Source organism: Streptomyces sp. NPDC001450, assembly GCF_053597295.1.
Genome location: NZ_JBSFHY010000012.1, coordinates 57,578 through 83,850, shown reverse-complemented (window position 1 = coordinate 83,850; position 26,273 = coordinate 57,578). Strand labels below are relative to the sequence as shown.

General features: G+C 70.9%; 25 protein-coding genes. 18 read left to right on the top strand and 7 right to left on the bottom strand.

What is annotated here, in order from left to right; translation table 11 throughout:
• The first annotated feature begins 1 nt into the window (after position 1).
• The 5 genes from ACWC5O_RS15680 (at position 2) to ACWC5O_RS15660 (ending at position 5,418) form a co-directional block, all read left to right on the top strand.
• Positions 2–652, top strand: a complete 651-nt coding sequence (locus ACWC5O_RS15680) for a thymidine kinase (protein ID WP_450587001.1) — start codon at positions 2–4, stop codon at positions 650–652.
• A gap of 227 nt (positions 653–879) precedes the next feature.
• Positions 880–2,088 carry an ROK family transcriptional regulator gene (locus ACWC5O_RS15675; RefSeq protein ID WP_450587003.1) on the top strand — a complete coding sequence of 403 codons (1,209 nt, stop codon included), beginning with the start codon at positions 880–882 and terminating at the stop codon, positions 2,086–2,088.
• A gap of 395 nt (positions 2,089–2,483) precedes the next feature.
• Positions 2,484–2,687, top strand: a complete 204-nt coding sequence (locus ACWC5O_RS15670; RefSeq protein ID WP_450587005.1) for a lasso RiPP family leader peptide-containing protein — start codon at positions 2,484–2,486, stop codon at positions 2,685–2,687.
• 17 nt (positions 2,688–2,704) lie between these two features.
• The gene (locus tag ACWC5O_RS15665) at positions 2,705–4,588 is read left to right on the top strand and encodes an albusnodin/ikarugamycin family macrolactam cyclase (protein WP_450587007.1); all 1,884 of its coding nucleotides are present in this window, start codon (positions 2,705–2,707) and stop codon (positions 4,586–4,588) included.
• The gene (locus tag ACWC5O_RS15660) at positions 4,588–5,418 is read left to right on the top strand and encodes a lasso peptide biosynthesis B2 protein (protein WP_450587008.1); all 831 of its coding nucleotides are present in this window, start codon (positions 4,588–4,590) and stop codon (positions 5,416–5,418) included. The genes ACWC5O_RS15665 and ACWC5O_RS15660 overlap by 1 nt, the downstream gene beginning before the upstream one ends.
• Before the next feature lie 197 nt (positions 5,419–5,615).
• Here ACWC5O_RS15660 and ACWC5O_RS15655 read toward each other — a convergent pair whose 3' ends face one another.
• A complete protein-coding gene (locus ACWC5O_RS15655; protein WP_450587010.1) occupies positions 5,616–5,774 on the bottom strand; it encodes a hypothetical protein in 159 nt (52 codons plus the stop codon).
• A 498-nt stretch (positions 5,775–6,272) separates the two neighbouring features.
• The gene (locus tag ACWC5O_RS15650) at positions 6,273–7,061 is read right to left on the bottom strand and encodes a VOC family protein (protein WP_450587012.1); all 789 of its coding nucleotides are present in this window, start codon (positions 7,059–7,061) and stop codon (positions 6,273–6,275) included.
• Positions 7,062–7,378: 317 nt separating this feature from the next.
• On the opposite strand from ACWC5O_RS15650, the gene ACWC5O_RS15645 reads away from it, so the two are divergent.
• Positions 7,379–8,230, top strand: coding sequence for a sulfurtransferase (locus ACWC5O_RS15645; protein WP_450587013.1), 852 nt, complete (start codon positions 7,379–7,381; stop codon positions 8,228–8,230).
• 60 nt (positions 8,231–8,290) lie between these two features.
• Here the strand turns inward: ACWC5O_RS15645 and sepH are convergent, their stop codons facing one another.
• From sepH to ACWC5O_RS15630, 3 genes are all read right to left on the bottom strand, one after another.
• Positions 8,291–9,331 carry a septation protein SepH gene (gene sepH, locus ACWC5O_RS15640; protein ID WP_450587015.1) on the bottom strand — a complete coding sequence of 347 codons (1,041 nt, stop codon included), beginning with the start codon at positions 9,329–9,331 and terminating at the stop codon, positions 8,291–8,293.
• An 879-nt stretch (positions 9,332–10,210) separates the two neighbouring features.
• Entirely contained in the window at positions 10,211–11,539 is a 1,329-nt protein-coding gene (locus tag ACWC5O_RS15635; RefSeq protein ID WP_450587016.1) for a D-arabinono-1,4-lactone oxidase, read from the bottom strand.
• Positions 11,499–12,737: an MFS transporter gene (locus ACWC5O_RS15630; RefSeq protein WP_450587018.1), complete on the bottom strand. Its 1,239-nt coding sequence runs from the start codon at positions 12,735–12,737 to the stop codon at positions 11,499–11,501. Before ACWC5O_RS15630 ends, ACWC5O_RS15635 begins: the two co-directional genes overlap by 41 nt.
• 169 nt (positions 12,738–12,906) lie before the next feature.
• Here ACWC5O_RS15630 and ACWC5O_RS15625 point away from each other — a divergent pair, with 169 nt between their 5' ends.
• Together ACWC5O_RS15625 and ACWC5O_RS15620 are read left to right on the top strand one after the other, a co-directional pair.
• A complete protein-coding gene (locus ACWC5O_RS15625; protein ID WP_450587020.1) occupies positions 12,907–14,028 on the top strand; it encodes a ferrochelatase in 1,122 nt (373 codons plus the stop codon).
• Between the two features lie 236 nt (positions 14,029–14,264).
• Positions 14,265–15,080 carry an inositol monophosphatase family protein gene (locus ACWC5O_RS15620; protein WP_450587021.1) on the top strand — a complete coding sequence of 272 codons (816 nt, stop codon included), beginning with the start codon at positions 14,265–14,267 and terminating at the stop codon, positions 15,078–15,080.
• A gap of 87 nt (positions 15,081–15,167) precedes the next feature.
• On the opposite strand, the gene ACWC5O_RS15615 is transcribed toward ACWC5O_RS15620, so the two are convergent.
• Complete coding sequence (locus ACWC5O_RS15615) at positions 15,168–15,341, bottom strand: hypothetical protein (RefSeq protein ID WP_186581674.1); 174 nt, start codon at positions 15,339–15,341, stop codon at positions 15,168–15,170.
• Between the two features lie 413 nt (positions 15,342–15,754).
• On the opposite strand from ACWC5O_RS15615, the gene ACWC5O_RS15610 reads away from it, so the two are divergent.
• From ACWC5O_RS15610 to ACWC5O_RS15595, 4 genes are all read left to right on the top strand, one after another.
• Positions 15,755–16,408, top strand: coding sequence for a response regulator transcription factor (locus ACWC5O_RS15610; protein WP_130438183.1), 654 nt, complete (start codon positions 15,755–15,757; stop codon positions 16,406–16,408).
• Positions 16,409–16,414: 6 nt separating this feature from the next.
• Positions 16,415–17,683, top strand: coding sequence for a sensor histidine kinase (locus tag ACWC5O_RS15605; protein ID WP_450587023.1), 1,269 nt, complete (start codon positions 16,415–16,417; stop codon positions 17,681–17,683).
• Between the two features lie 393 nt (positions 17,684–18,076).
• A complete protein-coding gene (locus ACWC5O_RS15600; protein WP_005481602.1) occupies positions 18,077–18,373 on the top strand; it encodes a DUF4193 domain-containing protein in 297 nt (98 codons plus the stop codon).
• A gap of 13 nt (positions 18,374–18,386) precedes the next feature.
• Positions 18,387–19,307, top strand: a complete 921-nt coding sequence (locus ACWC5O_RS15595) for a hypothetical protein (RefSeq protein ID WP_450587025.1) — start codon at positions 18,387–18,389, stop codon at positions 19,305–19,307.
• Positions 19,308–19,323: 16 nt separating this feature from the next.
• Here ACWC5O_RS15595 and ACWC5O_RS15590 read toward each other — a convergent pair whose 3' ends face one another.
• Complete coding sequence (locus ACWC5O_RS15590; protein WP_450587026.1) at positions 19,324–19,812, bottom strand: DUF3093 domain-containing protein; 489 nt, start codon at positions 19,810–19,812, stop codon at positions 19,324–19,326.
• A gap of 112 nt (positions 19,813–19,924) precedes the next feature.
• Here ACWC5O_RS15590 and ACWC5O_RS15585 point away from each other — a divergent pair, with 112 nt between their 5' ends.
• The 6 genes from ACWC5O_RS15585 to ACWC5O_RS15560 all read left to right on the top strand — a co-directional run bounded on the left by ACWC5O_RS15585 (position 19,925) and on the right by ACWC5O_RS15560 (position 26,130).
• Entirely contained in the window at positions 19,925–20,509 is a 585-nt protein-coding gene (locus ACWC5O_RS15585; RefSeq protein ID WP_450587027.1) for a PaaI family thioesterase, read from the top strand.
• A gap of 23 nt (positions 20,510–20,532) precedes the next feature.
• The gene (dut, locus tag ACWC5O_RS15580) at positions 20,533–21,084 is read left to right on the top strand and encodes a dUTP diphosphatase (RefSeq protein ID WP_390855243.1); all 552 of its coding nucleotides are present in this window, start codon (positions 20,533–20,535) and stop codon (positions 21,082–21,084) included.
• A 1-nt stretch (position 21,085) separates the two neighbouring features.
• Entirely contained in the window at positions 21,086–21,847 is a 762-nt protein-coding gene (locus ACWC5O_RS15575; protein ID WP_386575855.1) for a DUF3710 domain-containing protein, read from the top strand.
• Positions 21,848–22,039: 192 nt separating this feature from the next.
• Positions 22,040–22,732 carry an ABC transporter ATP-binding protein gene (locus tag ACWC5O_RS15570; protein ID WP_450587028.1) on the top strand — a complete coding sequence of 231 codons (693 nt, stop codon included), beginning with the start codon at positions 22,040–22,042 and terminating at the stop codon, positions 22,730–22,732.
• 126 nt (positions 22,733–22,858) lie between these two features.
• Positions 22,859–25,417 carry an ATP-binding protein gene (locus tag ACWC5O_RS15565; protein WP_450587030.1) on the top strand — a complete coding sequence of 853 codons (2,559 nt, stop codon included), beginning with the start codon at positions 22,859–22,861 and terminating at the stop codon, positions 25,415–25,417.
• Positions 25,411–26,130 (top strand): response regulator, encoded by a 720-nt coding sequence (locus tag ACWC5O_RS15560; protein WP_450587031.1) that lies wholly within the window; start codon positions 25,411–25,413, stop codon positions 26,128–26,130. The genes ACWC5O_RS15565 and ACWC5O_RS15560 overlap by 7 nt, the downstream gene beginning before the upstream one ends.
• Positions 26,131–26,273: the final 143 nt, after the last annotated feature.

Here is a 26,273-nt window from a genome sequence, read left to right as displayed (position 1 = left end):
CATGCCCGAGCTGGTGTTCTTCTCCGGAACGATGGACTGCGGGAAGTCGACGCTGGCTCTGCAGATCGAGCACAACCGCTCCGCGCGCGGCCTCGCCGGCATGATCTTCACCCGGGACGACCGGGCGGGCGAGGGCAAGCTGTCCTCCCGGCTGGGCCTCGTCACCGACGCGGTGGAGGTCGAGGACGGCCAGGACCTGTACGCCTACCTCGTCGAGCACCTCTCGCAGGGCGGGCGCGCGGACTATGTGATCGCGGACGAGGCGCAGTTCCTCGCGCCCGAGCAGATCGACCAGCTCGCCCGCGTGGTGGACGACCTCGGCATGGACGTCTTTGCCTTCGGGATCACCACCGACTTCCGTTCCAAGCTCTTCCCGGGCTCCCAGCGACTGGTGGAGCTGGCCGACCGCATCGAGGTGCTGCAGGTCGAGGCGCTGTGCTGGTGCGGCGCCCGCGCCACGCACAACGCCCGCACGATAGGCGGCGAGATGGTCGTGGAAGGCGCCCAGGTGGTCGTCGGCGACGTCAACCAGTCCGCGGGCGAGGTCGGCTACGAAGTGCTGTGCCGCCGCCACCACCGGCGCCGGATGACCGCCGCGTCGTCCCGCGCGGCGGCCCTGTCCCCGGACGTCCTGCCGGTGTCCTCGGCATAGGCTCAGAGACCGACGGCCCGCCCTGGCTGATCTTTTCCGCTTGCGAAACTGGCATTTTCGGTCAGTTTCAATCGGCATCATTGATTGTTTTCGTATGCCGGACGTCGTACGCCCGTAATGGTCGTCGAACCAATTGAAGTCGTCCCACCTTCGAATCGAAGATCCACCTGCTACGGTCGGGGCAGGGAAAGTCAACCTGCGGGGGCAGGCGACGACCGGGGGGCGCCATGGCTGACGTTCGTGAAGTCTTCGACCGGTTACCGGGGTCGGCCACACGGAGCGCCAACCGGAGGAAGGTCTTTCTGGCCGTCGCGATCAAAGCGGACACCCAGGTCGGCATCGCACGGCGCACCCACCTGTCCCAGGCCACGGTTTCCGCCGCGGTGAAGGAGCTCGAAAGGGCCGGCCTCGTGCGCGGCGCCAAAACCGATGGGAAAGGGCGCGGCGGCAAGGTTTTCCTCATTCCCACAGAACAGGTGGGAGTGGGCGTGCACCTAGGGTTCAACCACGTCACGGTGGTTGCCCGAAGGCTCGACAAGGTATTCGACGACGTGGCGGTACGGGTGAACGCCGAAGGGGTCGCGAGAGGCTGGAACCGGGCCCTTCCCGTCGTCCGGGACATGATCCTCGACGTGATCGAAGCGACCGGGCGTGAGCGGAGCGACGTGTTCTCGCTCGGTGTCGCCGTACCCCGGATGATCGATCCGCGCACGAACGAGTTCACCCGGCCCGTCCTGCATCCCTGGCGGCCGGGGGACAATCCCGCGAAGGACCTGGGGGACCTCCTGGGGGTCCGTGCGGTCATCGACAACGACGCCAACCTCGGCGCGCTGGCCGAGCAGACCTACGGCACGCGCGAGCACGCCGAGACCGTGGTCTACGTGAAGGTGTCCACGGGTGTGGGAGCAGGGATCATCGTCCACAACAGCGTGCTGCGGGGGCACCGAGGGATGGCCGGGGAGATCGGCCACCTCACTGTGGACCCGGACGGCGCGATGTGCCAGTGCGGCGGACGTGGCTGCCTGGAGACGGTGATCGGCGCCGAAGCGCTCGTGCAACAGGTCCGGTTGGCACGCCCCAGGGCCGGCGCGGACTTCGAGCACCTGGAGGATGTCATCCGAGCCGCCAAGGAGCACGACGCTGTCTGCACGCGGGTGGTCAAGGACGCGGGCCGGACCCTGGGTCGCTTCCTCGCCCAGCTGTGCAACCTCTTCAACCCTGACGTCGTCGTGGTGGGTGGCCAGCTGGCCGAGTGCGACCTGCTGCTCGGCGGCTGCAAGGAGTCGCTGTACCGCTTCGCTCTCCCCGGCGCGGTCGACGACAGCTCAGGGTTCGATCTCACGTTGAGCGAGCTGGGAACACGCGCGGAGGCACAGGGAGCGCTCGTCCTGGGACTGCGCGGGCAGGAGAACCCGGCGAGCACCGCAAAAGGATGAGACGTCCGGACGGCCGGCCGGGGACGGCCGTGGCTCGAGACATGACACCGCAGCGCTGCTGATAGTCCTGACGCCGTTTCCGCGATGGGTTTTCTTCGAAATGACGAGCAAGCGGAGGCGAGTACCTATCCTCGGCTTCGAATAGGCGAACCCCGTTCATCGACTAGGAAGAGGGCCGCGCCAGGAGAGGTATCGCACACGACGGACCTGAGCCGACACCCCGCAGGGTTATGGCAAAGTGCCAGGCCAGCGGGGCGTCGACGACTTTCCGGTTCACGACCTTGCGGGACGGGCGAGTGGCTACACTGCGGGGGCGCGCTCGAGTGGCCTGAAGAAGTCATTCGAGCCATCCGGTTTTTTCCGAGGCAGTCGCGCCCTTGACTCAAGGTGGCCCGATGACACATGACGTATTCTCCGAATTCCTGTCCGACCATGTGGAGGACGGCAGGCAGGGAAAGCACCCCGACGGGGCGCCCTCTTCCGGTGAGAGCCTCGCCTACGTGCCACCGGAGCTCATCGACCTCGGTCATGTCCGTGAGGTGACCTTGGGCAGTTCGCCCAACGGCAACGCCGATGCCAATGCGCAGTACTACTGGTAGAGGTCTTCGTGGCCGCCATGCCCGTCCCTCCGTGCACCGACCGTCAGCCAGTCAGGGACGGTCGTCACGAGGTTCGTCTGCCGCGGGGGCCGGCCCTCGCCGGGGTCCTGCCACCGGGCCCCGCACTGCCGGCTCCGGCTGCCCAAGTCTGGCCCGGAGAGCCAGTGCTGTGGTCCTGGGGCTCTTGGCACGACGGTGAGGTGCGCACTGTCGAGTGCCCGCAGGCTCGAGTCCTCGCGGTCGGCCAGTGTCTGGCCGACCCGGAGCGGATGCGGCACGATCTCGTGTGTTCGGCCCGGGACGGTCACTGGGAGAGACTGACTCGATGGCCGGGTGCCTATCTGCTCCTGGTACTGGAGGACGGTGGTCGCCTCACCGCCTACACCGACCTGGCCGGGCAGTTCCCGCTCTACTACGAACGGTGCGACGGCCGCACGATCGTCTCCACGCTCGCGACGGCAGTGGCAGCGATGGCGGGCAGGCACGGCGCCGTCGACACGACAGCGCTCGCCGCACACATCTTCTGCCCCTCGGTACCCGAACTCGCCGAGGGGCAGTCGGCGTTCGCGGGCGTGCGTCGTCTGCAGCCGGGAGAAGCATTACGGATCGACTCCGCGGGCGCCGTCACACATGGCCCGTACGAACGGCTCGAAGCCGACAGTGGGGCCCGCTTCGAGGAGAGCGCGGCCCGCCTGCGGACATCTCTGCAGCGGGCCGTCGCACTGCGCGCCCATGGCGCAGGCCGGATCAGCTGCGATTTCAGCGGAGGAATGGACTCCACCGCCCTGGCCTTCCTCGCCGTCGAGGAGGCCGCGGAACCGCTGGACGCCTTCGTCTATCACCACCCCGACGCCCCGGCGGGCGACCTGGAACACGCCGTTCGGTACGCCGGCCAGTCATCCGGAATCCGGCTCCATGTCACGCGGGGCGGCGACGCGTCACTGCCGTACCGCAGCTTGGAGTCACGGGGAGCCGCAGACCAGCCCGATCCGTCCACCGCCGCCGTGGCGCGACTGCGGTTGCGTCTCGCGCACATCGCGCAGCAGGGCGCGGGAGCCCATCTGACGGGGGAAGGCGGTGACGCCCTGCTGACCGCGCCGCCCGTCCACCTCGGCGAAGTGGCGGCCTCGGGCGAACGGCGCCGGCTGGCGCACGACGCACTCGCCCTCGGTCGACTGCGCCGCGTCTCCCCGGCAAGCATCGCGTGGCGGGCACTGCGCCTGGCTCGCACACCCCTGGACCGGATGCTGCGGGAACTGGCCGTCCAGTTGGAGAACCCTCAGCCGCATCCGCCGCAATGGCTGGACGCGATCGCCTGGTGGCCGAGCCCAGGGCCGGAGGCCTCCTGGTTGACACCTCGTACCCGCCGCGACCTCGCCGAGCTGGCCGCCGAGCGCGCCGCGCAGATCCGTCGGGACGGGGCACGGCCGAGCCCCGGCACTCGCGCCGCCCTGTGCGATCTGAGAGCCTCCGCAAAGATGCAGAGCCAACTCGTGGCAGTGGGGCGTCCGTACGGAGTGTGGACACAGGCACCCTTCCTCGACGGGGACGTCGTGCGTGCCTGCATGAGTCTGCCGACGCCGCAGAAGGCGGACCCGTTCACCGCGAAGCCACTGCTGGCGGCCGGACTGGCCGGGTTGGTCCCCGACGCCGTGCTGCACCGGCGCACCAAGGGTGACTACGCGGCCGAGGACTACCTGGGTGCCCGCTTCTCCGCGCCGGCGCTCCGGGCCCGCCTCACCGGGTCGCCGCTCGCCGATCTCGGCATCGTGGAACCAGCGCGGGTCATCGCATCACTCGACAGAGCGGTGACCGGGCTCGCCGCCCCCTTCCCGGCGTTCAACCGTCTGCTGGGCGTGGACGTGTGGTTGCGGACCCACGCCGGGGGTGAGGAGACGTGATGACCCGGTTGGACGTGCCCGGCCACGTACGCGAGAGTCAGGGAGTACACGGAGGCGCCGTGTTGCTCGACGTCCGCTCGGGTCACTGCTTCGCCATGAACTTCGTGGCGAAGGTCCTGTGGCAGGAGTGGCGGCGCAGCCGGGACTTCGATGCCGGAGTACGCGTGACGGCACAGCTCTTCCCGGAGGCTTGTCACGAGCGAATCCAGGAGGACGCCCGGGAACTCGTCGATGCTCTCGTGAGCCGGGGGCTGCTCGCCACCGGCTGCCACGACACCGAACGTGCGGGATCGGCATCGGCCGGCTCGACCGGCGCACCGGCAGCGGAAACAGGGCACCGCCCACCCGACCGTCCCGGTGCGGCCGGAGCAGTGCACAACCCCGTCAGCGCGGAAGTCCCCATGGCCGCCGTTCCGTTACGGCCGCGCCGTACCGGCGGAAGTGCGCGCACCGTCGCCCTCGGACTGCTCGGACTGCTCGGACTGCTGGGCGCGCTCCTGCTGATCCGCCTGCCGTTCCGGACCGTCCTGCGCGTGGTGGAGTGGACCGGACACCGTTGGTGCCGAAGGGAAGCAACTCCCTCGCAGGGGGCGGCCTCGCTGGCGGCGGTACGCCGTGCCGCCGTGCTGTACCCGGGTCGCGCCGCCTGCCTGGAAACCTCCCTGGCCACTTTCATGATGCTCGCACTCAGCAGGCGCAGGACCGATTGGTGCATCGGAACGGCCGTCGATCCCTACCGTTTTCACGCCTGGATCGAGGCCCAGGGGACTCCGGTCAGAGCATCCGACGACTACGGCGCAGAAGCCTTTCGCAGAATTCTCTCCGTGTGATCTTGACGTGCCCGTCCCGTGCCTTCGATTCGCACAATCGCGGTCGCCGACCGCGGAGTTACCGGGCGGTTCCAAGACGGATATTCGAGTGGCGACGGAAATACCTTCAACTGTCGCTGGTCCTGCGCTAGCCTGACAATGCGATGGGGCGGCCGCCGGTTCCGGCAACCGCCCCCCGTGAGGGATCACATCCTCCCTCAGACCCGATGCATCAGCGCATCGATCGGCGTCGTACCACCGTGTCCCTGAGCCAGCACGCTCCAGAGCACGAGGACGATGACGATGATGACCATCCGCACGTGCCACCACCGCACGGAGATCGAGCAGCGGGTGGTCATCGTCATTTTCATGCCCATGTCCGGTCACCTCCTTCCCGATGGGAGCCCGGTGCCCCGGTCGGCTGATCCGGAATTTCGGCGCCGGCTCCATCGCGATCCAGTGTTGTCTGCAACCGGCTTTAATTCAACGGCACTTCGATGCTAACGGCGTGCTTACATCCAGCATCTGAAGGCCACTTGTCGCGGTCTGCCATTCAATTCGCAGAAGTCTTGCCCGGAAAGTGCCATGCCCCGGGGAGAATTGAAATGTGCAGCCACTTCCCGACGATCCCCCTGCTGTCCGCCACGGCCCGGTCGGGCAGAGCCCCGGCGGCGCGGTCCGCGGCGGCCCGCGGGGACTCCGAAGGGGCGCCGGAGGCCCCGGTCGCACCAAATCGAAGGCGCGCGGCCGGATGGCGCCCGCCCCCTGCCGCGAATGGAGCTCCGGGTGGACAGCTCAAGAGGCTTTGCTGCGTCCGGAGAGGACCCGATTCCCCTCATGTGATATGCGTCACACGGGCGGTGTGTGGTCGAGCGTCAGCGCGGCTCCTGTACCACCGAGAAGACCGCTCCCTCCGGGTCCGCCACCGTGGCTACCCGCCCGTGCTCGCTGTCATGGGCCGGCCTGAGCACCCGGCCGCCCAGCTCGGCGACCTGCCGCAGCGTCTCGTCGGCGTCCGCGACCTCGAAGTACGTCAGCCAGTGCGGTCCCTGGTCCCGGGGCAGACCGTGGCCGACGCCGTGGATGCCGGCCACCGGGCGTCCCCCGATGCGCAGGGTCAGGTAGTCGAAGCCGGCGGACACCACCGGCTCCTCCTCGTAGCCGAACACGACTTCGTAGAACTTGCCGACGCTCTCCGTCTCGAAGGTGAGCAGCTCGTTCCAGGCGGGGGTACCGGGGACGCCGCTGAGCGTCGTGCCGAGGTGGGCGGCCGCCTGCCAGATCCCGAACACCGCCCCGGTGGGGTCGGCCGCGATGGCCATCCGCCCGGCCTCGGCCGCGTCCAGCGGTCCGACGGCCACCGTGCCGCCGCACAGCCGCACCTGGTCGGCCGTCTGGTCCACGTCCTCCGAGGCGAGGTAGGGCGTCCAGGCGACCGGCAGCCGGCGGTCCGGCGGCAGCTGACCGATACCCGCCACCTCATGCCCGTCCAGCAGCGCCCGCACATAGGGCCCGAGCTGGTGCGGGCCCGGCCGGAACTCCCAGCCGAACAGCTCCCCGTAGAACTCCTCGGTCGTGGCCAGCCCGTGCACCATCAGGCTCACCCAGCAGGGCGTGCCCGGCGTGCGCGCGTGCGGACCGGCCGACTCCCGTGCCTCGGTCATCGATCACTCTCTCCCCGGCCCCTCGCGGTGGCCGTGTCGCTTCCGCTCCCCGGAAGGGGTGTGCCGCTGGCGCGTGCACGCCCGTACCGGTACCCGCATCCTCCGGCGTGCCGCATGCCGTGCGCCGACGCCCGGGCGGTACCCCTGGGAGGATGTCCGATCTGCCGTCTTGGGACGCTTCCTGACGGTGGCCGACGGGTGTCCGTCAGCTGTACAGCGTGTGCCCGATCCCGTACGCCTCGTGATCGAACCTGCCCGGCGGAGCAGAGTAGCCGGACCTGGACGCCTCGGCCACCCCTGACGTAAGGATGGACCCCATGACAGCCATCATCACCGCAACCGAACTCGCCGCCGACCTGACCGGGGGGCGCCCGCCCGTCCTGCTGGACGTCCGCTGGCAGCTGACCATGGCCAAGGCCGCGGGCGCCCCCGCCTTCGACGGCCGGGCCGAGTACACGGCCGGGCACCTCCCCGGCGCGGTCTTCGTCGACCTGGACCGGGAGCTGGCCTCGGCCCCCGGGGAACACGGTCGCCATCCGCTGCCCGACCTCGAGGAGTTCGGCGCGGCCATGCGCCGCGCGGGCGTGTCGGCCCGCCGTCCGGTCGTCGTCTACGACGGCGGACAGGGCTGGGCGGCGGCGCGCGCGTGGTGGCTGCTGCGCTGGACGGGTCACCCGGACGTGCGGGTCCTCGACGGCGGGTTGCCGGCCTGGCGGGGTCCGCTGTCGACGGAGGTACCCGACCCGGCGGAGGGAGACTTCGAACCGGCGCCCGACGCGGCCGGGTTGCTCGACGCGGCCGGGGCCGCCGCCCTGGCCCGCTCGGGCGTGCTGCTCGACGCGCGCGCGGGGGAGCGGTACCGCGGCGAGGTGGAGCCGATCGACCGGGTCGGCGGGCACATCCCGGGCGCGGTGTCGGCGCCGACGAACGAGAACGTGGGCCCGGACGGCCGTTTCCTGCCCGCGGCGGACCTCCGGGACCGCTTCAAGGCCCTGGGCGTGTCCGAGGAGGCGCCGGTGGGCGTCTACTGCGGCTCGGGCGTCTCGGGCGCGCACGAGGTGCTGGCTCTCGCGGTCGCGGGCGTCCCGGCGCAGCTGTACGTCGGCTCCTGGTCGGAGTGGTCCTCGGACCCGTCTCGTCCGGTCGCGGTGGGTCCGGACCCGCAGTAGGCAACGGAAGAAGTGGGGGCACGCAGGCGTGCCCCCACTTCATACGGCCGTACGGCCGGTTTACTCCTGCTTCTTGCGCCGGGTCCCGAACACGATCTCGTCCCAGCTCGGTACCGCGGCGCGACGGCCGGGGCGGACGCCGTCGGCCTCGGCCTGGCGGTCGGTGGCACCGATGAGCCGGTCGCGGTGGCTGCCCACCGAGCGCGGCATGAGAACGTCCGCGTAGGCGGAGCCGGCCGAGGCGGCGGGCGCCGGGGGCTCCTCCGCCGCAGGTTCCTCGGCGGGCTCCTCCGTGGACTCCGCGGGCCGTTCCGGGACCACCAGGTCGCCCCGGAAACTCGGCACGGCCTCCAACAGGCTGGTGAGCGAATCGCGTTCGCCCGTGCTCTCCTCGGCGGGCTCGGAGGACTGAGCCGGCAGGCTCGGCCGCTCCCGGTCGCCCCGGTCGAGGGCACGGTCCATCGAACGCTCGCGCGGCAGCCGGGCGATGCGCGGGACGAACGGGAAACTCGGCTCCGGTACGGCGAGGTCGTCGGACTCGCCGATCAGGGAGCGCGCCTCGTCGTCCACGGCCTGGACGAGCCGCCTGGGCGGGTCGTAGGTCCAGCTCGCCGAGTGCGGTTCGCCCGCGACCCGGTAGACGAGGAGGACTTCCCAGGTGCCGTCGTCGCGACGCCAGGAGTCCCACTGCACGGTGTCCTTCTCGGCACCGCGCAACAGCAGCCGCTCCTGGACGGTCTCGCCGAGCAGCGGGCCGGAGTTCTCGCCGGGGCGGCGGACCGGGGTCTTGCGGGCCCGCTCGGCCATGAAGGCGCGCTCGGCCAGTACCGGACCCTCGAAGCGTCGCACCCGGTCGACGGGGATGCCGGCGAGCTGGGCCACCTCTTCCGCGGTGGCACCCGCACGTATGCGGGCCTGGATGTCGCGGGGGCGGAGATGGCTCTCCACCTCGATCTCGATCTGACCGAGGCGTGGCCGGTCGCCGCGCACGGCGGCGCGCAGCCGTTCGTCGATCGGAAGCGTGTACTCCGTAGAGTCGGCAGCCTTGAGCACCAGCCGTGTGCCGTCATTCGAGACGGCCACGACACGCAGTTCGGGCATGGGGACCTCCCGGGTGGTGCCTGCCGACGTCACGTGCGTCGCTGCTTCCGCTAGTCGAGTGTGGCCTGCCCGGGTGCAGCCTGCCACAACCTTGCCGAGTTGCCCGGCGTGTCGGGCACGGGCCCTGGGTCGCCGTTATGGCACGGTTACCTATTCGCAACGCTAAGTGACGAACTTCATCACCCTGTGCAACAAGCCCCCTCCCGGCGGTCCTGCAAGGCCGCGGACACCCTGGTGGGAGACCGGACCCAGGGCTCGCAACAGTACTCCATTTGGACCACGTGCGTGGATTGGCGCGCCGCCCAACTTCTGGCAAGGGATGCGACTTGGCCTTACGCGACCCGGTTTGCCGATCATGAACGTGGCGAACTTCACGCAATCCCCAGAAACGGAACTAAAGGTTTCGTCCGTACGTCCCTTTCCGGCGCAGTCGATCCATCAAGTCCTTCAAGTACGGGAAAGGAAGGCTTCCGGCGGGCCGGGGAACAGATCCGGGAGGCCACGGGCCCTACCCGGCAGAGAGGCGGGAGTCCGGCGATCAAGTGCCACCGGCTCCGGGCGAGTTCACCGAGGGGACCGTCTGCCGCGCACGGGTGAAGAGCTGGAAGCGCCCGGTCCTCGCGGCCGCTCTGGCCTTCGGTATCGCCATGGCGGTCAGTGTGACGCCGTCGGCGGACGGGGCCCATTCTCCTCGAAATCCGGTGAGGGCGCGGCCCCTTCGGCTCCTTCGGCCCACTCTCCATATTCGGACGCACCGTCGACGGGTGCCGGCGGTGGCGGTACGGCTGACAGCGCGACCGCCGAGCGACTCGGCGAACCGGGAGCCGAGCGGCGACCCGGCCGCCCCGACCCCCCACGCCAGCGGATCCACGGCGACGCCTACGCCCCCAGAACCCTCCGCAAGTAGTCGTTCTGGAACAGCCGTTCCGGGTCGAGACGGTCCCGCAACGCCGTGAACTCGCCGAAGCGCGGGTACACCTCGGCGAAGTACTCCGCGTCCCGCGTGTGCACCTTGCCCCAGTGCGGCCGGCCCTCGTGCGCCGTGAAGATGCGCTCGGCGGCGGTGAAGTAGGCCTGGTACGGGGTGCCCCGGAACATGTGGACGGCGATGTACGCGCTGTCCCGGCCGGAGGCGGTGGACAGGGTGATGTCGTCGGCCGGGGCGGTGCGCACCTCGACCGGGAAGCTGACGCGCAGGCCGGAGCGGTCGACCATGGCCTTCAGTTCGCGCAGCGTGTCCGTCAGGGCCGCGCGCGGGACGGCGTACTCCATCTCCACGAAGCGCACCCGGCGCGGCGAGGTGAAGACCTTGTAGGGGATGTCGGTGTACGTCCGCGCGGACAGCGCCTTGCTGGAGATCCGGGCGATCGTCGGAATGGTCGCGGGGGCGGCGCGGCCGACCCACTGGGCCACCTGGAAGACGCCGTTGGAGAGGAACTCGTCCTCGAACCACCCGGCCAGCTGCCCCACGGGCTGCTCGGGGCCCGCGCTGCGGTTGTTCCGCTTGGTGTTGGTGTTGCCGGTGTGCGGGAACCAGTAGAACTCGAAGTGCTCGTTCTCGGCCCACAGCTGGTCGAACTCGGCCAGCACCCGCTCGAAGGACATCGGCTCCTCGCGCGCGGTGAGCAGGAAGAGCGGCTCGACGGCGAAGGTGATCGCGGTGACGATGCCGAGCGCGCCGAGACCTATCCGGGCCGCAGCGAAGACCGCGCGTTCTTCTTCGGTCCCCTTCTCGGAGCAGCTCAGCACCGAGCCGTCGGCGGTGACGAGTTCGAGTGCTCTGATCTGGGCGGCGATGGAGCCCGACTCGCGGCCCGTGCCGTGGGTGCCGGTGCTGGTGGCCCCCGAGACGGTCTGCTCCATGATGTCGCCCATGTTGGCGAGCGACAGGCCCTCGCGCGCCAGGACCGCGTTGAGTCGCTTGAGCGGGGTGCCCGCCTCGACCGTGACGGTCATGGCGTCCCGGTCAATGTTGCGAATGCCGGTCAACAGTTGAGGGCGGATCAACACACCGTCGGTGGCGGCGATGGACGTGAAGGAGTGCCCGGTGCCGACCGCCTTCACCTTCAGGCCGTCCTCGGCCGCCTTGCGCACGGCTGCGGCCAGTTCCTCCACCGAGGCCGGCTCGACCTGCCGGGCGGGGCGGGCGGCGACATTGCCACCCCAGTTACGCCAGGTGCCGTTCTTCGCGCTCGCTGTGGTGCTCAACGGTGCCTCCCCGACCCGCGGCCGGCTTGCGGAGCCGGCGGTACCCGAGAAAACCGACCGCGACCGCGACGGCTCCGGACACGACCGGAACCCCGTACCCGGCACGCGCGCCGGCTGCGTCGATCACCCAGCCGGCTGCGCAGGAGCCGAGCGCGACGCCGACCGCGAGGCCGGTGCTCACCCAGGTCATGCCCTCGGTCAGCTTCGCGCGAGGTACGTGCTCTTCGATGAGGGACATCGTCGTGATCATCGTCGGTGCGATGGACAGCCCCGCAACGAACAGCGCCACGGCCAGAAGCGGCAAGTTTCCGACCAGTAGGAGGGGGATCATACTCACGGCCATCGCCCCCACGCCCAGCAGCCAGCGACGTTCCGGTGCTCCCGAGAAGCGCAGCAGCCCGAAGACGATGCCGGCGACGCAGGAACCGGCCGCGTACAGCGCCAGCACCACGCTCGCGGCCGCCTTGTGACCGTGCTCGTCGGCGAAGGCGACGGTGACAACGTCGACCGCCCCGAAGATCGTTCCCGTGGCCACGAACGTCGCCACCAGGACCTGGAGCCCGGCCGAGCGCAGCGCGCTGCCGCCGCTGTGCCGCTCGCGCGGGTGCGGCTCCGGCTCGGTGGCGCGCTGGGCGGTCAGCCAGAAGACGCCGACGGCCAGGAAGCAGGCCGCCAGCAGGGGGCCCGCCTCCGGGAACCAGGCCGTGGACAAGCCGATGGAGATGATCGGCCCGAAGATGAAACACACCTCGTCCACCACCGACTCGAACGAGTAGGCGGTGTGCAGCTTCGGCGTGCCCCGGTACAGGGCCGCCCAGCGGGCCCGGATCATCGCGCCCAGGCTCGGCACCGTGCCGATGCCGGCCGCGCAGACGAACAGCATCCGGTCCGGCCACTCGAGATGCGCGGTGAGCAGCAGCCCGGCGGCCGCCAGGAGCGCCACCAGGGTCGCGGGCCGCAGCACCCGGCGCTGGCCGTGTCGGTCCACCAGCCGGGATATCTGCGGCCCGATCGCGGCGGCGGACAGGGCGATGGTGGCCGACAGCGCGCCCGCGAGGCCGTAGCGCCCGGTGAGCTGGGAGACCATCGTGACCACGCCGATGCCCATCATCGACAGCGGCATCCGGCCGAGGAAACCCGCGGCGGAGAAGCTCTTGGTGCCGGGCTCGGCGAACAGGGCGCGGTAAGGGCTGGGCACGTGGTCTCCGGGCATGGGTAAGGTGCGAATGCGGCTGATACAGCTTACGAGTTAGGTGACCCTAATTGCATCAGGAATCACAGCTGGAAATACCGGACTAAACCGACTGGAACTCGACTCTTCACCTCGCTGTTGCCCGGTTGTCGGAGCCGGGTGGCAGGATCGACCCATGCCAGACGCGCTCGATGCCACCCCGTACGACGCCCTGCTCCTGCTCTCGTTCGGCGGCCCCGAAGGCCCCGACGACGTGGTCCCGTTCCTGGAGAACGTCACGCGTGGACGTGGCATCCCCAAGGAACGGCTCAAGGAAGTCGGGCAGCACTACTTCCAGTTCGGCGGGGTCAGCCCGATCAACGGCCAGAACCGCGCCCTGCTGGAAGCCCTGCACAAGGACTTCGCCGAGCACGGCCTGGACCTGCCGGTCTACTGGGGCAACCGCAACTGGGCGCCGTACCTGACGGACACCCTGCGCGAGATGGTCGCCGACGGCCGGCGCCGCATCCTGGTGCTCGCCACCAGCGCCTACGCCTCCTACTCGGGCTGCCGCCAGTACCGCGAGAACCTCGCCGACGCGCTGGCCGCCCTGCAGGCCGAGGGCCTCGACCTGCCGAAGATCGACAAGCTGCGGCACTACTTCAACCACCCCGGCTTCGTCGAGCCCATGGTCGACGGCGTGCTGCGCTCCCTCGCCGACCTCCCCGAGGACGTCCGCGACGGCGCCCACATCGCCTTCAGCACCCACTCCATCCCGACCGCCGCGGCCGACACCTCCGGCCCGGTCGAGGCCCACGGTGAGGGCGGCGCGTACGTCGAGCAGCACCTGGACGTGGCCCAGCTGATCGCCGACGCGGTCCGTGAGCGTACCGGCGTCGACCACCCCTGGCAGCTCGTCTACCAGTCCCGCTCCGGCGCCCCGCACATCCCCTGGCTGGAGCCGGACATCTGCGACCACCTCGAGGAGCGGCACGCCGCCGGCGCCCCGGCCGTCGTCATGGCGCCCATCGGCTTCGTCTCGGACCACATGGAGGTCCTCTACGACCTCGACACCGAGGCCACGGCCAAGGCCGGGGAGCTGGGCCTGCCGGTGCGCCGCTCGGCCACCGTGGGCGCCGACCCGCGGTTCGCCGCGGCGATCCGCGAGCTGATCCTGGAGCGGGCCGCCGTGGAGCGCGGGCAGGAGGTCACGCCCTGCGCCCTGGGCGCGCTCGGCGCGAGCCACAACCTCTGCCCGGTCGGCTGCTGCCCGGCCCGTGCCCCCCACCCGGCCGCCGCGGGCGCCGACAGCCCTTAGGGGGTGTCGTATGGACCATGCCGGCGACGCGGGGTCTGGCACGCGCATCTGCCGCGTTGTCGTCGGTTGCCGACTCCCCCACGCTCGGCTGCGCTCGCGCGGGGGGACCCCCATCGCGTCGACGCCCTCCTCCGCCTTGCAGCTGCACGCACCAGACCCCGCTCAGGCCGGCGCCAACGCGCCGTCGCTTTCCGCCGACCTGATCCAGAAGACACTCTCTACGCGTGAGGAGACCCGTGACCGACGCCCTGCACAGGGAACTGCTCGACCTGGCCCAGGAGGCCGCCCGCCGGGCCGGCGAGCTGCTGCGTGACGGCCGCCCCGCCGACCTGGCGGTGGCCAGGACCAAGTCGAGCCCGATCGACGTCGTCACCGAGATGGACATCGCGGCGGAGAAGCTGATCACCGGCCTGATCTCCGACCGCCGCCCGGCCGACGGCTTCCTCGGTGAGGAGGGCGCCGACACCGAGGGCACGAGCGGCGTCCGCTGGGTGATCGACCCGCTCGACGGCACCGTCAACTACCTGTACGGGCTGCCGACCTGGGCCGTGTCCATCGCGGCCGAGCAGGACGGCGAGACCGTCGTCGGGGTCGTCGCGGCACCGATGCGCGGCGAGACGTACCACGCGGTGCGCGGCGGCGGTGCCTGGGCCAGGGGCGCATGGGAGGGCGAGCGGGCGCTGTCCTGCCGCCCCGCGCCCCCGCTGGACCAGGCGCTGGTCTCCACGGGCTTCAACTACGTCGCCGAGGTCCGCGCCCACCAGGCCGAGGTGGCCGGCCGGCTGATCCCGCTGCTGCGGGACATCCGGCGCAGTGGGTCGGCCGCGGTCGACCTGTGCGACGTGGCCTGCGGCCGGCTGGACGGGTACTACGAGCGGGGACTCAACGCCTGGGACTTCGGCGCCGGGGACCTGATCGCGCGGGAGGCGGGCGCGCTGACCGGTGGACGGCCCGGAGAGCGCCCGTCACGTGATCTGACGGTCGCGGGTACACCGGGCGTCTTCGAGCCCCTTCAGCGCCTGCTGGAGGAGCTTGGGGCCTGGCACGACTGACGGGCCCGCGCCGACGCGGGAGAAAGAACGACGGAACCCCCCGGCGCTGGATTCGCCGGGGGGTTCCGCTGTTGTGCTGCGGGCCGATCAGACGCGTGACGCGCCGACCTCCACACCGTGTTCGGCGGCGAGGCGGCGCAGGTCGTCGAGCTCTGCCTGCTCCACCTCGGCGAGGAAGTCGTCGCCCTCGTCACGAGCCCGCGACAGGTCGGACTCGGTCGCCCTTATGCGCTGCAGAAGTCCTGCGGTGAATGCGTCCATGCTGCGCCCCCTCGTCCTGGGTCGTGGGTCGGTGGCACGGGGGTGTGCCGTTCGGAAGGGGCGATCACGTCTCTCGCGGGTGCCCAGCGCTGCCCTGCCGGGCGGCGACGGTGCCGGACATCCACGTCCGCTCTGCGGAAGCGAACTGTGACGTACCGCATGGTGTTGCGGCACATGCAGAGCGTGATCGCGGGGTGTAAAGCCGTCCTCCCCCCACGCCCTTCCGCGGAAACCTCAACCGCCGGAGAAAATCCCGCATTCCCGCCCCGGGAGCCGGATCCCTGCGGCCGGGACCCCGCCTTACAGCCGACTTATGGCCGAAAAGGGCAGGATGGAGGTCACATCCCACGGACACCCCTGCTCGCGCGCGCTCACCGGGCGCTACGCGGGTGGACACAGGAAGGACAAGCGACGTGCGCGTACTCGTCGTCGAGGACGAGCAACTGCTCGCCGATGCGGTGGCCACCGGACTGCGCCGGGAGGCCATGGCCGTCGACGTCGTGTACGACGGTGCGGCCGCCCTGGAGCGCATCGGCGTCAACGACTACGACGTGGTCGTCCTCGACCGCGACCTCCCGCTCGTGCACGGCGACGACGTCTGCCGCAAGATCGTGGAGCTGGGCATGGCCACGCGCGTGCTCATGCTCACCGCGTCCGGCGACGTGAGCGACCGCGTCGAGGGCCTGGAGATCGGCGCCGACGACTATCTCCCCAAGCCGTTCGCGTTCAGTGAGCTGATCGCGCGCGTGCGCGCCCTCGGACGCCGTACGAGCGTGCCTCTGCCCCCGGTCCTGGAGCGCGCCGGTATCAAGCTCGACCCCAACCGCCGCGAGGTCTTCCGCGACGGCAAGGAGGTCCAGCTCGCGCCCAAGGAGTTCGCGGTCCTGGAGGTGCTGATGCGCAGCGAGGGCGCGGTCGTCTCGGCCGAGCAGCTGCTGGAGAAGGCCTGGGACGAGAACACCGACCCGTTCACCAACGTGGTCCGTGTGACGGTCATGACGCTGCGCCGCAAGCTCGGCGAACCGCCCGTGATCGTCACCGTGCCCGGCTCCGGCTACCGGATCTGATCCGCCGTGGCCACGACACCCACGTCGGCCCAGGCGCCCCCGAAACCCACCTGGGACCCCCGGCGGCCGCAGCCCCCCTTCCCATGGCTGCGCCCGACCATCCGGATACGGCTCACGCTGCTGTACGGCGGCATGTTCCTGATCGCCGGCATCCTGCTGCTGTCGATCATCTACCTGCTGGCCGCGCAGGCGATCACCACCGGCAACATGCCGCCGTTCAGGATCGTCAGCTTCTCGCAGGGCTCCCAGTTGAAGATCACCAGCGACTACTGCCCCGCGATCAACATGGCCGGCAACACGTCCGGTCTGTCGCTCCAGGACTTCAACGACGCGATCAGCCACTGCGTCGACCAGCGGCGCCGGTCGGCCCTGGACGACCTGCTCAGCCGCTCGCTGCTGGCCCTGCTGGGCCTCGCCGTGATCGCCTTCGCGTTCGGCTACGCGATGGCCGGCCGCGTGCTCTCCCCGCTCGGCCGCATCACCCGCACCGCGCGCCAGGTGGCCGGATCCGATCTGTCCCGCCGGATCGAGCTGGACGGCCCGGACGACGAGCTGAAGGAGCTGGCGGACACCTTCGACGACATGCTGGAGCGCCTGGAGCGCGCCTTCACGGCCCAGCAGCGCTTCGTCGGCAACGCCTCCCACGAGCTGCGCACACCGCTCGCGATCAACCGCACGCTCCTGGAAGTGCACCTGTCCGATCCGAACGCCCCCGTGGAGCTGCAGCAGCTCGGCAGGACGCTGCTGGCCACCAACGAGCGCAGCGAGCAGCTGGTGGAGGGCCTGCTGCTGCTCGCCCGCAGCGACAACCAGATCGTCGAGCGCAAACCGGTCGACCTCGCCGAGGTGGCCGGCCAGGCCATCGACCAGGTGCACGGCGAAGCGCAGGCCAAGGGCGTCAAGATCCGCGGTGAGCGCAAACCCGCCGTGGTGCAGGGCAACGGCGTGCTGCTGGAGAGGATCGCGCTGAACCTCGTACAGAACGCCGTGCGCTACAACGTGGCCGAGAACGGCTGGGTCGAGGTGACCACGGAGGTAGAGCACGGGCAGGCTGTGCTGACCGTCTCGAACACCGGGCCGGTCGTGCCGGCGTACGAGATCGACAACCTCTTCGAGCCCTTCAGACGGCTCCGAACGGAGCGCACGGGGAGCGACAAGGGGGTGGGCCTCGGCCTGTCCATCGTCCGGTCCGTGGCCCGCGCGCACGGCGGCCACATCGTGGCGCAGCCCCGCGAGGGCGGCGGCCTGGTGATGCGCGTCACCCTGCCGCTGTGACAAGGATCCGACACACGCGGAGGATGTTCGCTTTGCGCGGAATTTTCTGGGCGCCCGATCAGGTTGACCCTGTGTGATCGATCACATGGGCGGATTTCCGGCCATGTACTCTCCGTGATCATGACAGGGGCCGTAAAGCCGGGAAAATCCTGGTTTTCAGGGCTCTTGATCACGGGAAGTACACGATGAGGCGCCTTTGAGGTGCGGCATTCGAACCGTGTACGGTCCTCACCGCCATCCAAGCCGATCACTCTTGAGGGGTCGGGTTGGGTGTCGATTGAGTAACAGACCTTGATGTGAGGCAAAATCTCCGCCTCAGGTCGGGCACAAGTCCGGCCTCTCACGCGTTACGTGCGCTGGAGACACCGCAGACACCCAGAGGGGGAGAGCGACATGGCAACCGATTACGACACTCCACGCAAGACCGACGACGACGTCGACTCGGACAGCCTTGAAGAGCTGAAGGCTCGCCGGAACGACAAGTCCACCTCCGCGGTGGACGTCGACGAGTTCGAGGCCGCCGAGGGCCTCGAACTGCCGGGCGCCGACCTCTCGAACGAGGAGCTGGCCGTCCGTGTGCTGCCCAAGCAGCAGGACGAGTTCACCTGCATGAGCTGCTTCCTGGTGCACCACCGCAGCCAGCTGGCCCGGGAGAAGAACGGTCAGCCGATCTGCCGCGACTGCGACTGAGGACGGGTCGGCCGTGACTGGCTCGACCCCTCCACGGAAGCGCCGCTTCCCCCTGCGGGGAGCGGACAAGGGGCCGCACGGCGGCCCGCACGGCGCGCGTGACGACGAGCGGGGCTCACCCGGTGTGGGAGCCTCGCTCGAACCGGCGTCGGGCCCAGAAGGCCTGCCGACGCCGGAGCGGCAGCCCGCGCCCGTCGCCAGGCGACGGGCCGCGGTGATCCGTGACAAGGCCCGGGCTCTGGCCCGGGAAGGTGCCCGTATGGGCGGCAGCCGCGCGCGGGCGGGGCTGGCGTACCTCACGGACCGGATCATCGAGATCGCCCCGCGTATCCCCGTACGCGACCTCGCGATGCTGCGCGGGCAGTTCCCGGGCCTCGGGCCCGAGGAGATCGCCGACAAGCTCGTGGCGGGCGCGGCCGGCGCGACCTCGACGGTCGGGGCCGGGATCGGGGCTGCGGCGATGCTGCCGGTGCCGCCGGCCATGCCGACCGAGCTGGCCGCGGAGATCACCGGGGTCGCGGCGATCGAGCTCAAGCTGATCGCCGAGCTGTACGAGGTGTACGGCGTGCGGCCGCCGGGGAACCTGATGGCCCGCAGTACCGCGTATCTGTCCTCCTGGTCGGGGGAGCGCGGGATCGACGTGATGAAGCCGTCGACGGTCAACACGGCCCTCGGGGGCCAGATGAAACGCGAGCTGCGTCAGCAGATCATGAAGCGGATGGTCAGGGACCTGCCCAGCCTCATGCCGTTCATGGTGGGCGCGGCGGTGGGGGCGGTCATGAACCGCCGGGACACCAAGAAGCTCGCCGGGCGGGTCCGGGCGGACCTGCGGAAGATCCAGGTGCCGTGGGACGCGCTGCCGGAGCTGCCGCCGCTGGAGAAGCCCGCGAGGCCCCTGAAGCTGGACGAGCCTCCCGAGGACTGGGGGGACTGACGTCCCCCGCACCCGGTTATGCCTGCTGGTCCTTCGCCTGCTCCGCCGCTTGGTGCTTCGCCGCCTCGATGGCCGCAGCCAGCCGTTCCGGCTCGCGCGTCGACAGGTACAGGTACGGCGTCGGGTCCTGCGGGTCCGTGACCTCCACGCGCAGAGCCCTGGGGATGTAGGCGCGCAGCAGCAGGAACGCGCGGGTGTCGGCCTTGTACGTGCGCCAGGCCCGGGCCTCCTCCGGGTCCAGGATCTCCGCGTCCCCGAGCGCCGACACCGGGATCTTCGCCTCGCCCGCGATCAGGGAGTCGCCCACGACGCGGATGCGCAGGGAGCCGTATGCGCTGGCCACCACCGCGGCCGCGGCCGTACCCCCGACCAGGCCGCCGAGCAGCGGCAGGGTGCCGAACGGGAGCAGGATCAGGGCGAACGAGACGCCCACGAGGAAGCTGATCAGCCACCACGAGCGGGGGGCGGTGAGGCGTTCTTCGTAGGGGGAGGCGGAGAGCTGCATGGGGCCAAGCTTGGCACGGTATCCGGATATCGCCGGAGTCGGGGCAGTCAGCGCGAAGCGCTGTCGGGTGGGGCGGTGGTGGGTGACGGGCGGGCGGGTAAGGTCTGCGCCTGTGAGTGGTAGTTCCGCAGCTCTTCAGCCCCCTGCCGACGCGGTGAAACCGGTACGGCACCCCGATGCTCCCGCACCCGGCGAGCTTCTCGGCGCCCACTACGAACACTGTTTCGGCTGTGGCCCCGCGCAGTCGCACGGCCTGCACCTGGAGGCGCGTGCCGGCGAGGGCGTCTCGCTGACCGCCGGGTTCACCGTCCGGCCCGCCCACCAGGGCGCCCCCGGCCTCGCGCACGGCGGAGTGCTGGCCAGCGCCCTCGACGAGACCCTCGGCTCGCTGAACTGGCTGCTGCGGACCATCGCCGTCACCGGCCGGCTGGAGACCGACTTCGTGCGGCCGGTCCCGGTGGACACCACGCTGTACCTGGAGGCGGAGGTCACCGCCGTGGCCGGGCGGAAGATCTACTCCACCGCGACCGGCCGGATCGGCGGCCCCGACGGGCCCGTCGCCGTCCGTGCGGACGCCCTCTTCATCGAGGTGAAGGTCGACCACTTCATCGACCACGGCCGCGAGGAGGAGATCCAGGCCGCCATGAGCGACCCGGACCAGATCCGCCGTGCTCGCGCCTTCGAGGTGAACCCGTGACCTTCGAGCACTCCCTCGCCCCGCTGCGCCGCGACCCCCTGAACGTGCTGATCCGCCGTGTCGACCCGGATGTACCGCTTCCGGCGTACGAACACCCCGGGGACGCCGGAGCCGATCTGCGCACCACCGAGGCCTGCGAACTGAAGCCCGGTGAGCGGGCCGTGCTGCCCACGGGAGTGTCGATCGCCCTCCCGGAGGGGTACGCGGCCTTCGTGCACCCACGTTCGGGCCTCGCCGCCCGCTGCGGTGTCGCCCTCGTGAATGCCCCGGGGACGGTTGATGCCGGGTACCGTGGGGAGATCAAGGTGATCGTGGTGAATCTCGACCCGCGCGAGGCAGTGCGGTTCGAGCGCTTCGACCGGATTGCCCAACTGGTCGTCCAGCAGGTCGAGAGGGTCCGCTTCCAGGAGGTGGCGGAACTTCCCGGCTCGGCGCGGGCCGAAGGGGGCTTCGGGTCCACCGGTGGCCACGCCTCGGTGGGCGGCGAAAGCGGCACAAGCGGTCCGGCCGCCATGGGCGGCGGGACGGGTGGGAATCGATACGCTTCGGTCGTATCCGACCGGGAAGGACAGTGACGTGTTCGGACGTCGCAAGAAGAAGGGTGCCGCCGAGGACGCGGCCGGCGAGGCCGAGCAGGTCGTCGACAGCGTCGACACCGAGGCGGACGAGGAAGAGGCCGAGCGCGAGCGCGTCCGGCTGGAGCCCGAGCCCCGGCCCGACGGGCCGTGGGACAGCAGCGAGGTACGCGACCCGGGCGAGGGCCGCGTGGACCTCGGCGGTGTTTTCGTGCCGGGCGTAGACGGCATGGAGCTGCGGGTCGAGGTCGCCGGTGACGCGATCGTCGCGGCGACCGTCGTGCTGCGCGACAGCGCCATCCAGCTCCAGGCCTTCGCCGCGCCCAAGCGCGAGGGCATCTGGGGCGAGGTCCGCGAGGAGATCGCGGGCGGCATCACCCAGCAGGGCGGCATCGTCGACGAGGTCGAGGGTCCGCTGGGCTGGGAGCTGCGCGCCCAGGTGCCGGTACAGCTGCCGGACGGCACCGGCGGCTTCCAGGTTGTGCGGTTCGTCGGTGTGGACGGCCCGCGCTGGTTCCTGCGCGGTGTGATCTCGGGTCAGGCCGCCGTGCAGCCGCAGGTCGCCGGCCTGCTGGAGCAGATCTTCCGGGACACCGTCGTGGTCCGTGGTGAGGGCCCGATGGCGCCCCGCGACCCGATCGTCCTCAAGCTGCCGAACGACGCCCAGATGGTTCCCGAGGGCGTCCAGCAGGAGGAGGGCTCGCGCTTCTCCGGCGGCATGGGCCAGCTGCAGCGTGGACCGGAGATCACCGAGGTCCGCTGACAACGCGACGACGAAGGGCCGCATCCCGGACGGGGGTGCGGCCCAGTCGTGTTCGTGGGCGTCGGTGCTGCATGGAGGCCGCAGACCCTCACCCACGGCGACAACCCGAACCCAACCGTTGAACGGCCGGGCGTCCCACGGCGATACTGGCGCCCGGCCCACGGGGGACACGGGGGACACGGGGGAGGCGGAATGAGTCAGGTGCTCACCGAGACCATGGTGCGCGTCGAGGACGTCCACAAGTCGTACGGGCGCGGCGCCGCCGCCGTCCACGCCCTGCGCGGGGTCTCCTTCGAGGTGCCGCGCGGCGAGCTCGTCGCCCTCAAGGGGCGCTCGGGCTCCGGCAAGACCACCCTGCTGAACATCGTCGGCGGACTCGACACGCCTGACCGGGGTCGGGTCGAGGTCGACGGGCAGGATCTGGCCGGGCTCGGCGAGAGCGGGCTGCTGGAGCTGCGCCGGGACCGGATCGGGTTCGTCTTCCAGTCCTTCGGGCTCATCCCGATCCTCACCGCCGCCGAGAACGTCGGCGTACCGCTGCGGCTGCGCCGGGCCGAGCCACGCGAGCGCGAGGAGCGCGTCGACCTGCTGCTCTCCCTCGTCGGGCTCGCCGACCACGCGGCCCAGCGGCCGGGCGAGCTGTCCGGTGGCCAGCAGCAGCGCGTCGCCATCGCCCGCGCCCTCGCGAACCGCCCGGCCCTGATCGTCGCCGACGAGCCCACCGGCCAGCTGGACGCCGAGACCGGCCACGCGGTCATGGAGCTGCTGCGGGCCGTCGTCCGCAGCGAGGGGGCCACCGCGCTGGTCGCCACGCACGACGCGACCCTGCTCGACCTCGCCGACCGGGTGCTGGAGCTGGGCGACGGGGAGATCGTCGAGCGCTGAGCGCCTCGGCCTCCATCAGAGTTGCGTCAAAGACCCCTGCTGACCGGGCCTTAGTCCCCTTTGTTCGCATCGCTGGCCGTAAGGTCGACGCTGCGTACGCAGCAGTCACCGGAAGACAATGGGGCCATGGCACGCGGCAAGCTTCGGATCTACCTCGGCGCGGCACCGGGCGTGGGCAAGACCTACGCCATGCTGTCCGAGGCGCACCGCCGGGCGGAGCGGGGCACCGACTGTGTGGTCGCCTATGTCGAGCACTACGGCCGGCCGCGTACCGAGGTGATGCTGCACGGCCTGGAGCGGATACCGCCCCGGGAGCTGGAGTACCGGGGCGCGACCTTCGGCGAGATGGATGTCGACGCGGTGCTGCGCCGCGCCCCCGCCGTCGCCCTCGTGGACGAGCTCGCCCACACCAACATCCCAGGCTCCCGCAACGCCAAGCGCTGGCAGGACGTCGAGGAGCTGCTCACGGCCGGGATCGACGTGATCTCGACCGTCAACATCCAGCACCTGGAGTCGCTCGGCGACGTGGTCGAGTCGATCACGGGGGTGCGGCAGCGGGAGACGGTGCCCGACGAGGTCGTACGACGGGCCGACCAGATCGAGCTGGTCGACATGTCGCCGGAGGCGCTGCGCCGTCGTATGGCGCACGGGAACATCTACAAGCCGGACAAGGTCGACGCGGCCCTCTCGAACTACTTCCGGCCCGGGAACCTGACCGCGCTGCGCGAGCTGGCGCTGCTGTGGGTGGCCGACCGGGTCGACGAGTACCTGACCGAGTACCGGACCGAGCACCGGGTGTCGACGATCTGGGGTTCGCGCGAGCGGATCGTGGTCGGGCTGACCGGCGGCCCCGAAGGACGCACCCTGATCCGGCGGGCCGCACGGCTCGCCGAGAAGGGCGCCGGCGGCGAGGTCATGGCCGTCTACATAGCCCGCAGCGACGGGCTGACCTCGGCCTCCCCGAAGGAGCTGGCGGTCCAGCGCACCCTGGTGGAGGATCTGGGCGGCACCTTCCACCACGTGGTGGGCGACGACATACCGGCCGCGCTGCTGGACTTCGCGCGCGGTGTCAACGCCACCCAGATCGTCCTCGGCTCCTCGCGCCGCAAGGCCTGGCAGTACGTCTTCGGGCCCGGCGTCGGCGCCACGGTCGCCCGGGAGTCCGGCCCCGATCTCGACGTCCACATCGTCACCCACGAGGAGGTCGCCAAGGGCCGCGGACTGCCCGGGGCCCGGGGCGCGCGGCTCGGCCGGACCCGGATCGTCTCGGGCTGGCTGGTGGGTCTGGGCGGCCCGGCGATCCTGGCGGTGTGGCTGAACACCGTCGACCTCGGCCTCGCCAACGACATGCTGCTGTTCCTGGCCGTCACCGTCGCCGCGGCCCTCCTCGGCGGTCTGCTGCCCGCCCTGGCCTCGGCGGCCTTCGGCTCGCTCCTGCTGAACTACTTCTACACCCCGCCCCTGCACCGGCTCACCATCGCCGACCCCAAGAACATCGTCGCCATCGCGATCTTCTTCGGGGTCGCCGTGTCGGTCGCCTCGGTGGTGGACCTCGCCGCCCGGCGCACCCACCAGGCCGCCCGGCTGCGCGCGGAGTCCGAGATCCTCTCCTTCCTCGCCGGCAACGTGCTGCGCGGCGAGACCGGTCTGGAGGAGCTGCTGGAGCGGGTCCGGGAGACCTTCGGCATGGAGTCGGCCGCCCTGCTGGAACGGGCGAGCGACGTCGAGCCGTGGACCTGCGCGGGCCGCGCCGGATTCGGCCCGGCCCTGGAGCGGCCCGAGGACGCCGACGTCGACGTGCCGATCGGCGACCACATGGCGCTCGCCCTCACCGGCCGGGTACTGCCCGCCGAGGACCGCCGGGTGCTCGCCGCGTTCGCCGCGCAGGCCGCGGTGGTGCTGGACCGCCGGCGCCTCCAGGAGGAGGCCGACCAGGCCCGGGCGCTCGCCGAGGGCAACCGCATCCGCACCGCCCTGCTGGCCGCCGTCAGCCACGACCTGCGCACCCCGCTCGCCGCGATCAAGGCCGCCGTCTCCTCGCTGCGCTCCGACGACGTGGCCTGGTCCGAGGAGGACCAGGCGGAGCTGCTGGAGGGCATCGAGGAGGGCGCCGACCGGCTCGACCACCTCGTGGGCAACCTGCTCGACATGTCCCGGCTGCAGACCGGCACCGTCACCCCGCTCATCCGCGAGATCGACGTGGACGAGGTGGTCCCGATGGCGCTGGGCGGCGTACCGGAGGACAGCGTCGAGCTGGACGTCCCCGAGACGCTGCCCATGGTCGCCGTCGACCCCGGGCTGCTGGAGCGCTCGGTGGCCAACCTGGTGGAGAACGCCGTCAAGTACAGCCCGCCCGGAGAGCACGTCCTGGTGTCCGCCAGCGCCATAGCCGACCGCGTCGAGGTGCGCGTCGTGGACCGGGGGCCCGGGGTCCCGGACGAGGCGAAGGACCGTATCTTCGAGCCCTTCCAGCGCTACGGCGACGCCCCGCGCGGCGCCGGGGTCGGCCTCGGCCTCGCGGTCGCCCGCGGCTTCGCCGAGGCCATGGGCGGCACCCTGAACGCCGAGGACACGCCGGGCGGAGGGCTCACCATGGTGCTCAGCCTCCGTGCGGCAGGATCGCGTCCCGAGCCCCTCCCCCTCGGGGAGTCCAGCACAGAACCGGAAAGGCAGACCCAATGCTGAGCCCCACTGGGGGGACCCCCCAGACCCCCACGAGGGTGCTCGTGGTCGACGACGAGCCGCAGATCGTGCGCGCGCTCGTGATCAACCTCAAGGCGCGTAAGTACGAGGTCGACGCGGCTCCCGACGGCCGGACCGCCCTCGAACTCGCCGCCTCCCGCCACCCCGACGTGGTCGTCCTCGACCTGGGTCTGCCGGACATGGACGGCGTCGAGGTGATCAAGGGGCTGCGCGGCTGGACCCGAGTCCCGATCCTGGTCCTGTCCGCCCGCCACTCCTCGGACGAGAAGGTCGAGGCACTGGACGCGGGCGCCGACGACTACGTCACCAAGCCCTTCGGCATGGACGAGCTGCTGGCCCGGCTGCGGGCCGCCGTACGCCGGGCCGAGCCGGTCGGGCCGGGCGAGGACGACGTGACGACCGTGGAGACCGAGGGCTTCACCGTCGACCTGGCCGCGAAGAAGGTCAACCGCTCCGGCAGGGACGTCCGGCTCACCCCGACCGAGTGGCACCTGCTGGAGGTGCTGGTCCGCAACACCGGCCGCCTGGTCGGCCAGAAGCAGCTGCTGCAGGAGGTGTGGGGGCCGTCGTACGGGACGGAGACCAACTACCTGCGGGTGTACATGGCCCAGCTGCGCAGGAAGCTGGAGACGGACCCGTCGCACCCGAAGCACTTCATCACGGAGCCGGGGATGGGGTACCGGTTCGAGAAGTGAGCTGCAGGGCGGCCGGGGGTCCGGGGGTTGCCTCCCGGGGGATGCAGCATCACGGAGCCGGGGATGGGGTACCGGTTCGAGAAGTGAGCTGCAGGGCGGCCGGGGGTCCGGGGGTTGCCTCCCGGGGGATGCAGCATCACGGA

Bases quoted from the DNA above. Each gene is read 5' to 3' on its own strand.
- ACWC5O_RS15680 (WP_450587001.1), top strand. From the start codon at position 2: ATGCCCGAGCTGGTGTTCTTCTCCGGAACGATGGACTGCGGGAAGTCG.
- ACWC5O_RS15675 (WP_450587003.1), top strand. From the start codon at position 880: ATGGCTGACGTTCGTGAAGTCTTCGACCGGTTACCGGGGTCGGCCACA.
- ACWC5O_RS15670 (WP_450587005.1), top strand. From the start codon at position 2,484: ATGACACATGACGTATTCTCCGAATTCCTGTCCGACCATGTGGAGGAC.
- ACWC5O_RS15665 (WP_450587007.1), top strand. From the start codon at position 2,705: ATGCCCGTCCCTCCGTGCACCGACCGTCAGCCAGTCAGGGACGGTCGT.
- ACWC5O_RS15660 (WP_450587008.1), top strand. From the start codon at position 4,588: ATGACCCGGTTGGACGTGCCCGGCCACGTACGCGAGAGTCAGGGAGTA.
- ACWC5O_RS15655 (WP_450587010.1), bottom strand. From the start codon at position 5,774: ATGGGCATGAAAATGACGATGACCACCCGCTGCTCGATCTCCGTGCGG.
- ACWC5O_RS15650 (WP_450587012.1), bottom strand. From the start codon at position 7,061: ATGACCGAGGCACGGGAGTCGGCCGGTCCGCACGCGCGCACGCCGGGC.
- ACWC5O_RS15645 (WP_450587013.1), top strand. From the start codon at position 7,379: ATGACAGCCATCATCACCGCAACCGAACTCGCCGCCGACCTGACCGGG.
- sepH (WP_450587015.1), bottom strand. From the start codon at position 9,331: ATGCCCGAACTGCGTGTCGTGGCCGTCTCGAATGACGGCACACGGCTG.
- ACWC5O_RS15625 (WP_450587020.1), top strand. From the start codon at position 12,907: ATGCCAGACGCGCTCGATGCCACCCCGTACGACGCCCTGCTCCTGCTC.
- ACWC5O_RS15615 (WP_186581674.1), bottom strand. From the start codon at position 15,341: ATGGACGCATTCACCGCAGGACTTCTGCAGCGCATAAGGGCGACCGAG.
- ACWC5O_RS15600 (WP_005481602.1), top strand. From the start codon at position 18,077: ATGGCAACCGATTACGACACTCCACGCAAGACCGACGACGACGTCGAC.
- ACWC5O_RS15590 (WP_450587026.1), bottom strand. From the start codon at position 19,812: ATGCAGCTCTCCGCCTCCCCCTACGAAGAACGCCTCACCGCCCCCCGC.
- ACWC5O_RS15570 (WP_450587028.1), top strand. From the start codon at position 22,040: ATGAGTCAGGTGCTCACCGAGACCATGGTGCGCGTCGAGGACGTCCAC.
- ACWC5O_RS15565 (WP_450587030.1), top strand. From the start codon at position 22,859: ATGGCACGCGGCAAGCTTCGGATCTACCTCGGCGCGGCACCGGGCGTG.
- ACWC5O_RS15560 (WP_450587031.1), top strand. From the start codon at position 25,411: ATGCTGAGCCCCACTGGGGGGACCCCCCAGACCCCCACGAGGGTGCTC.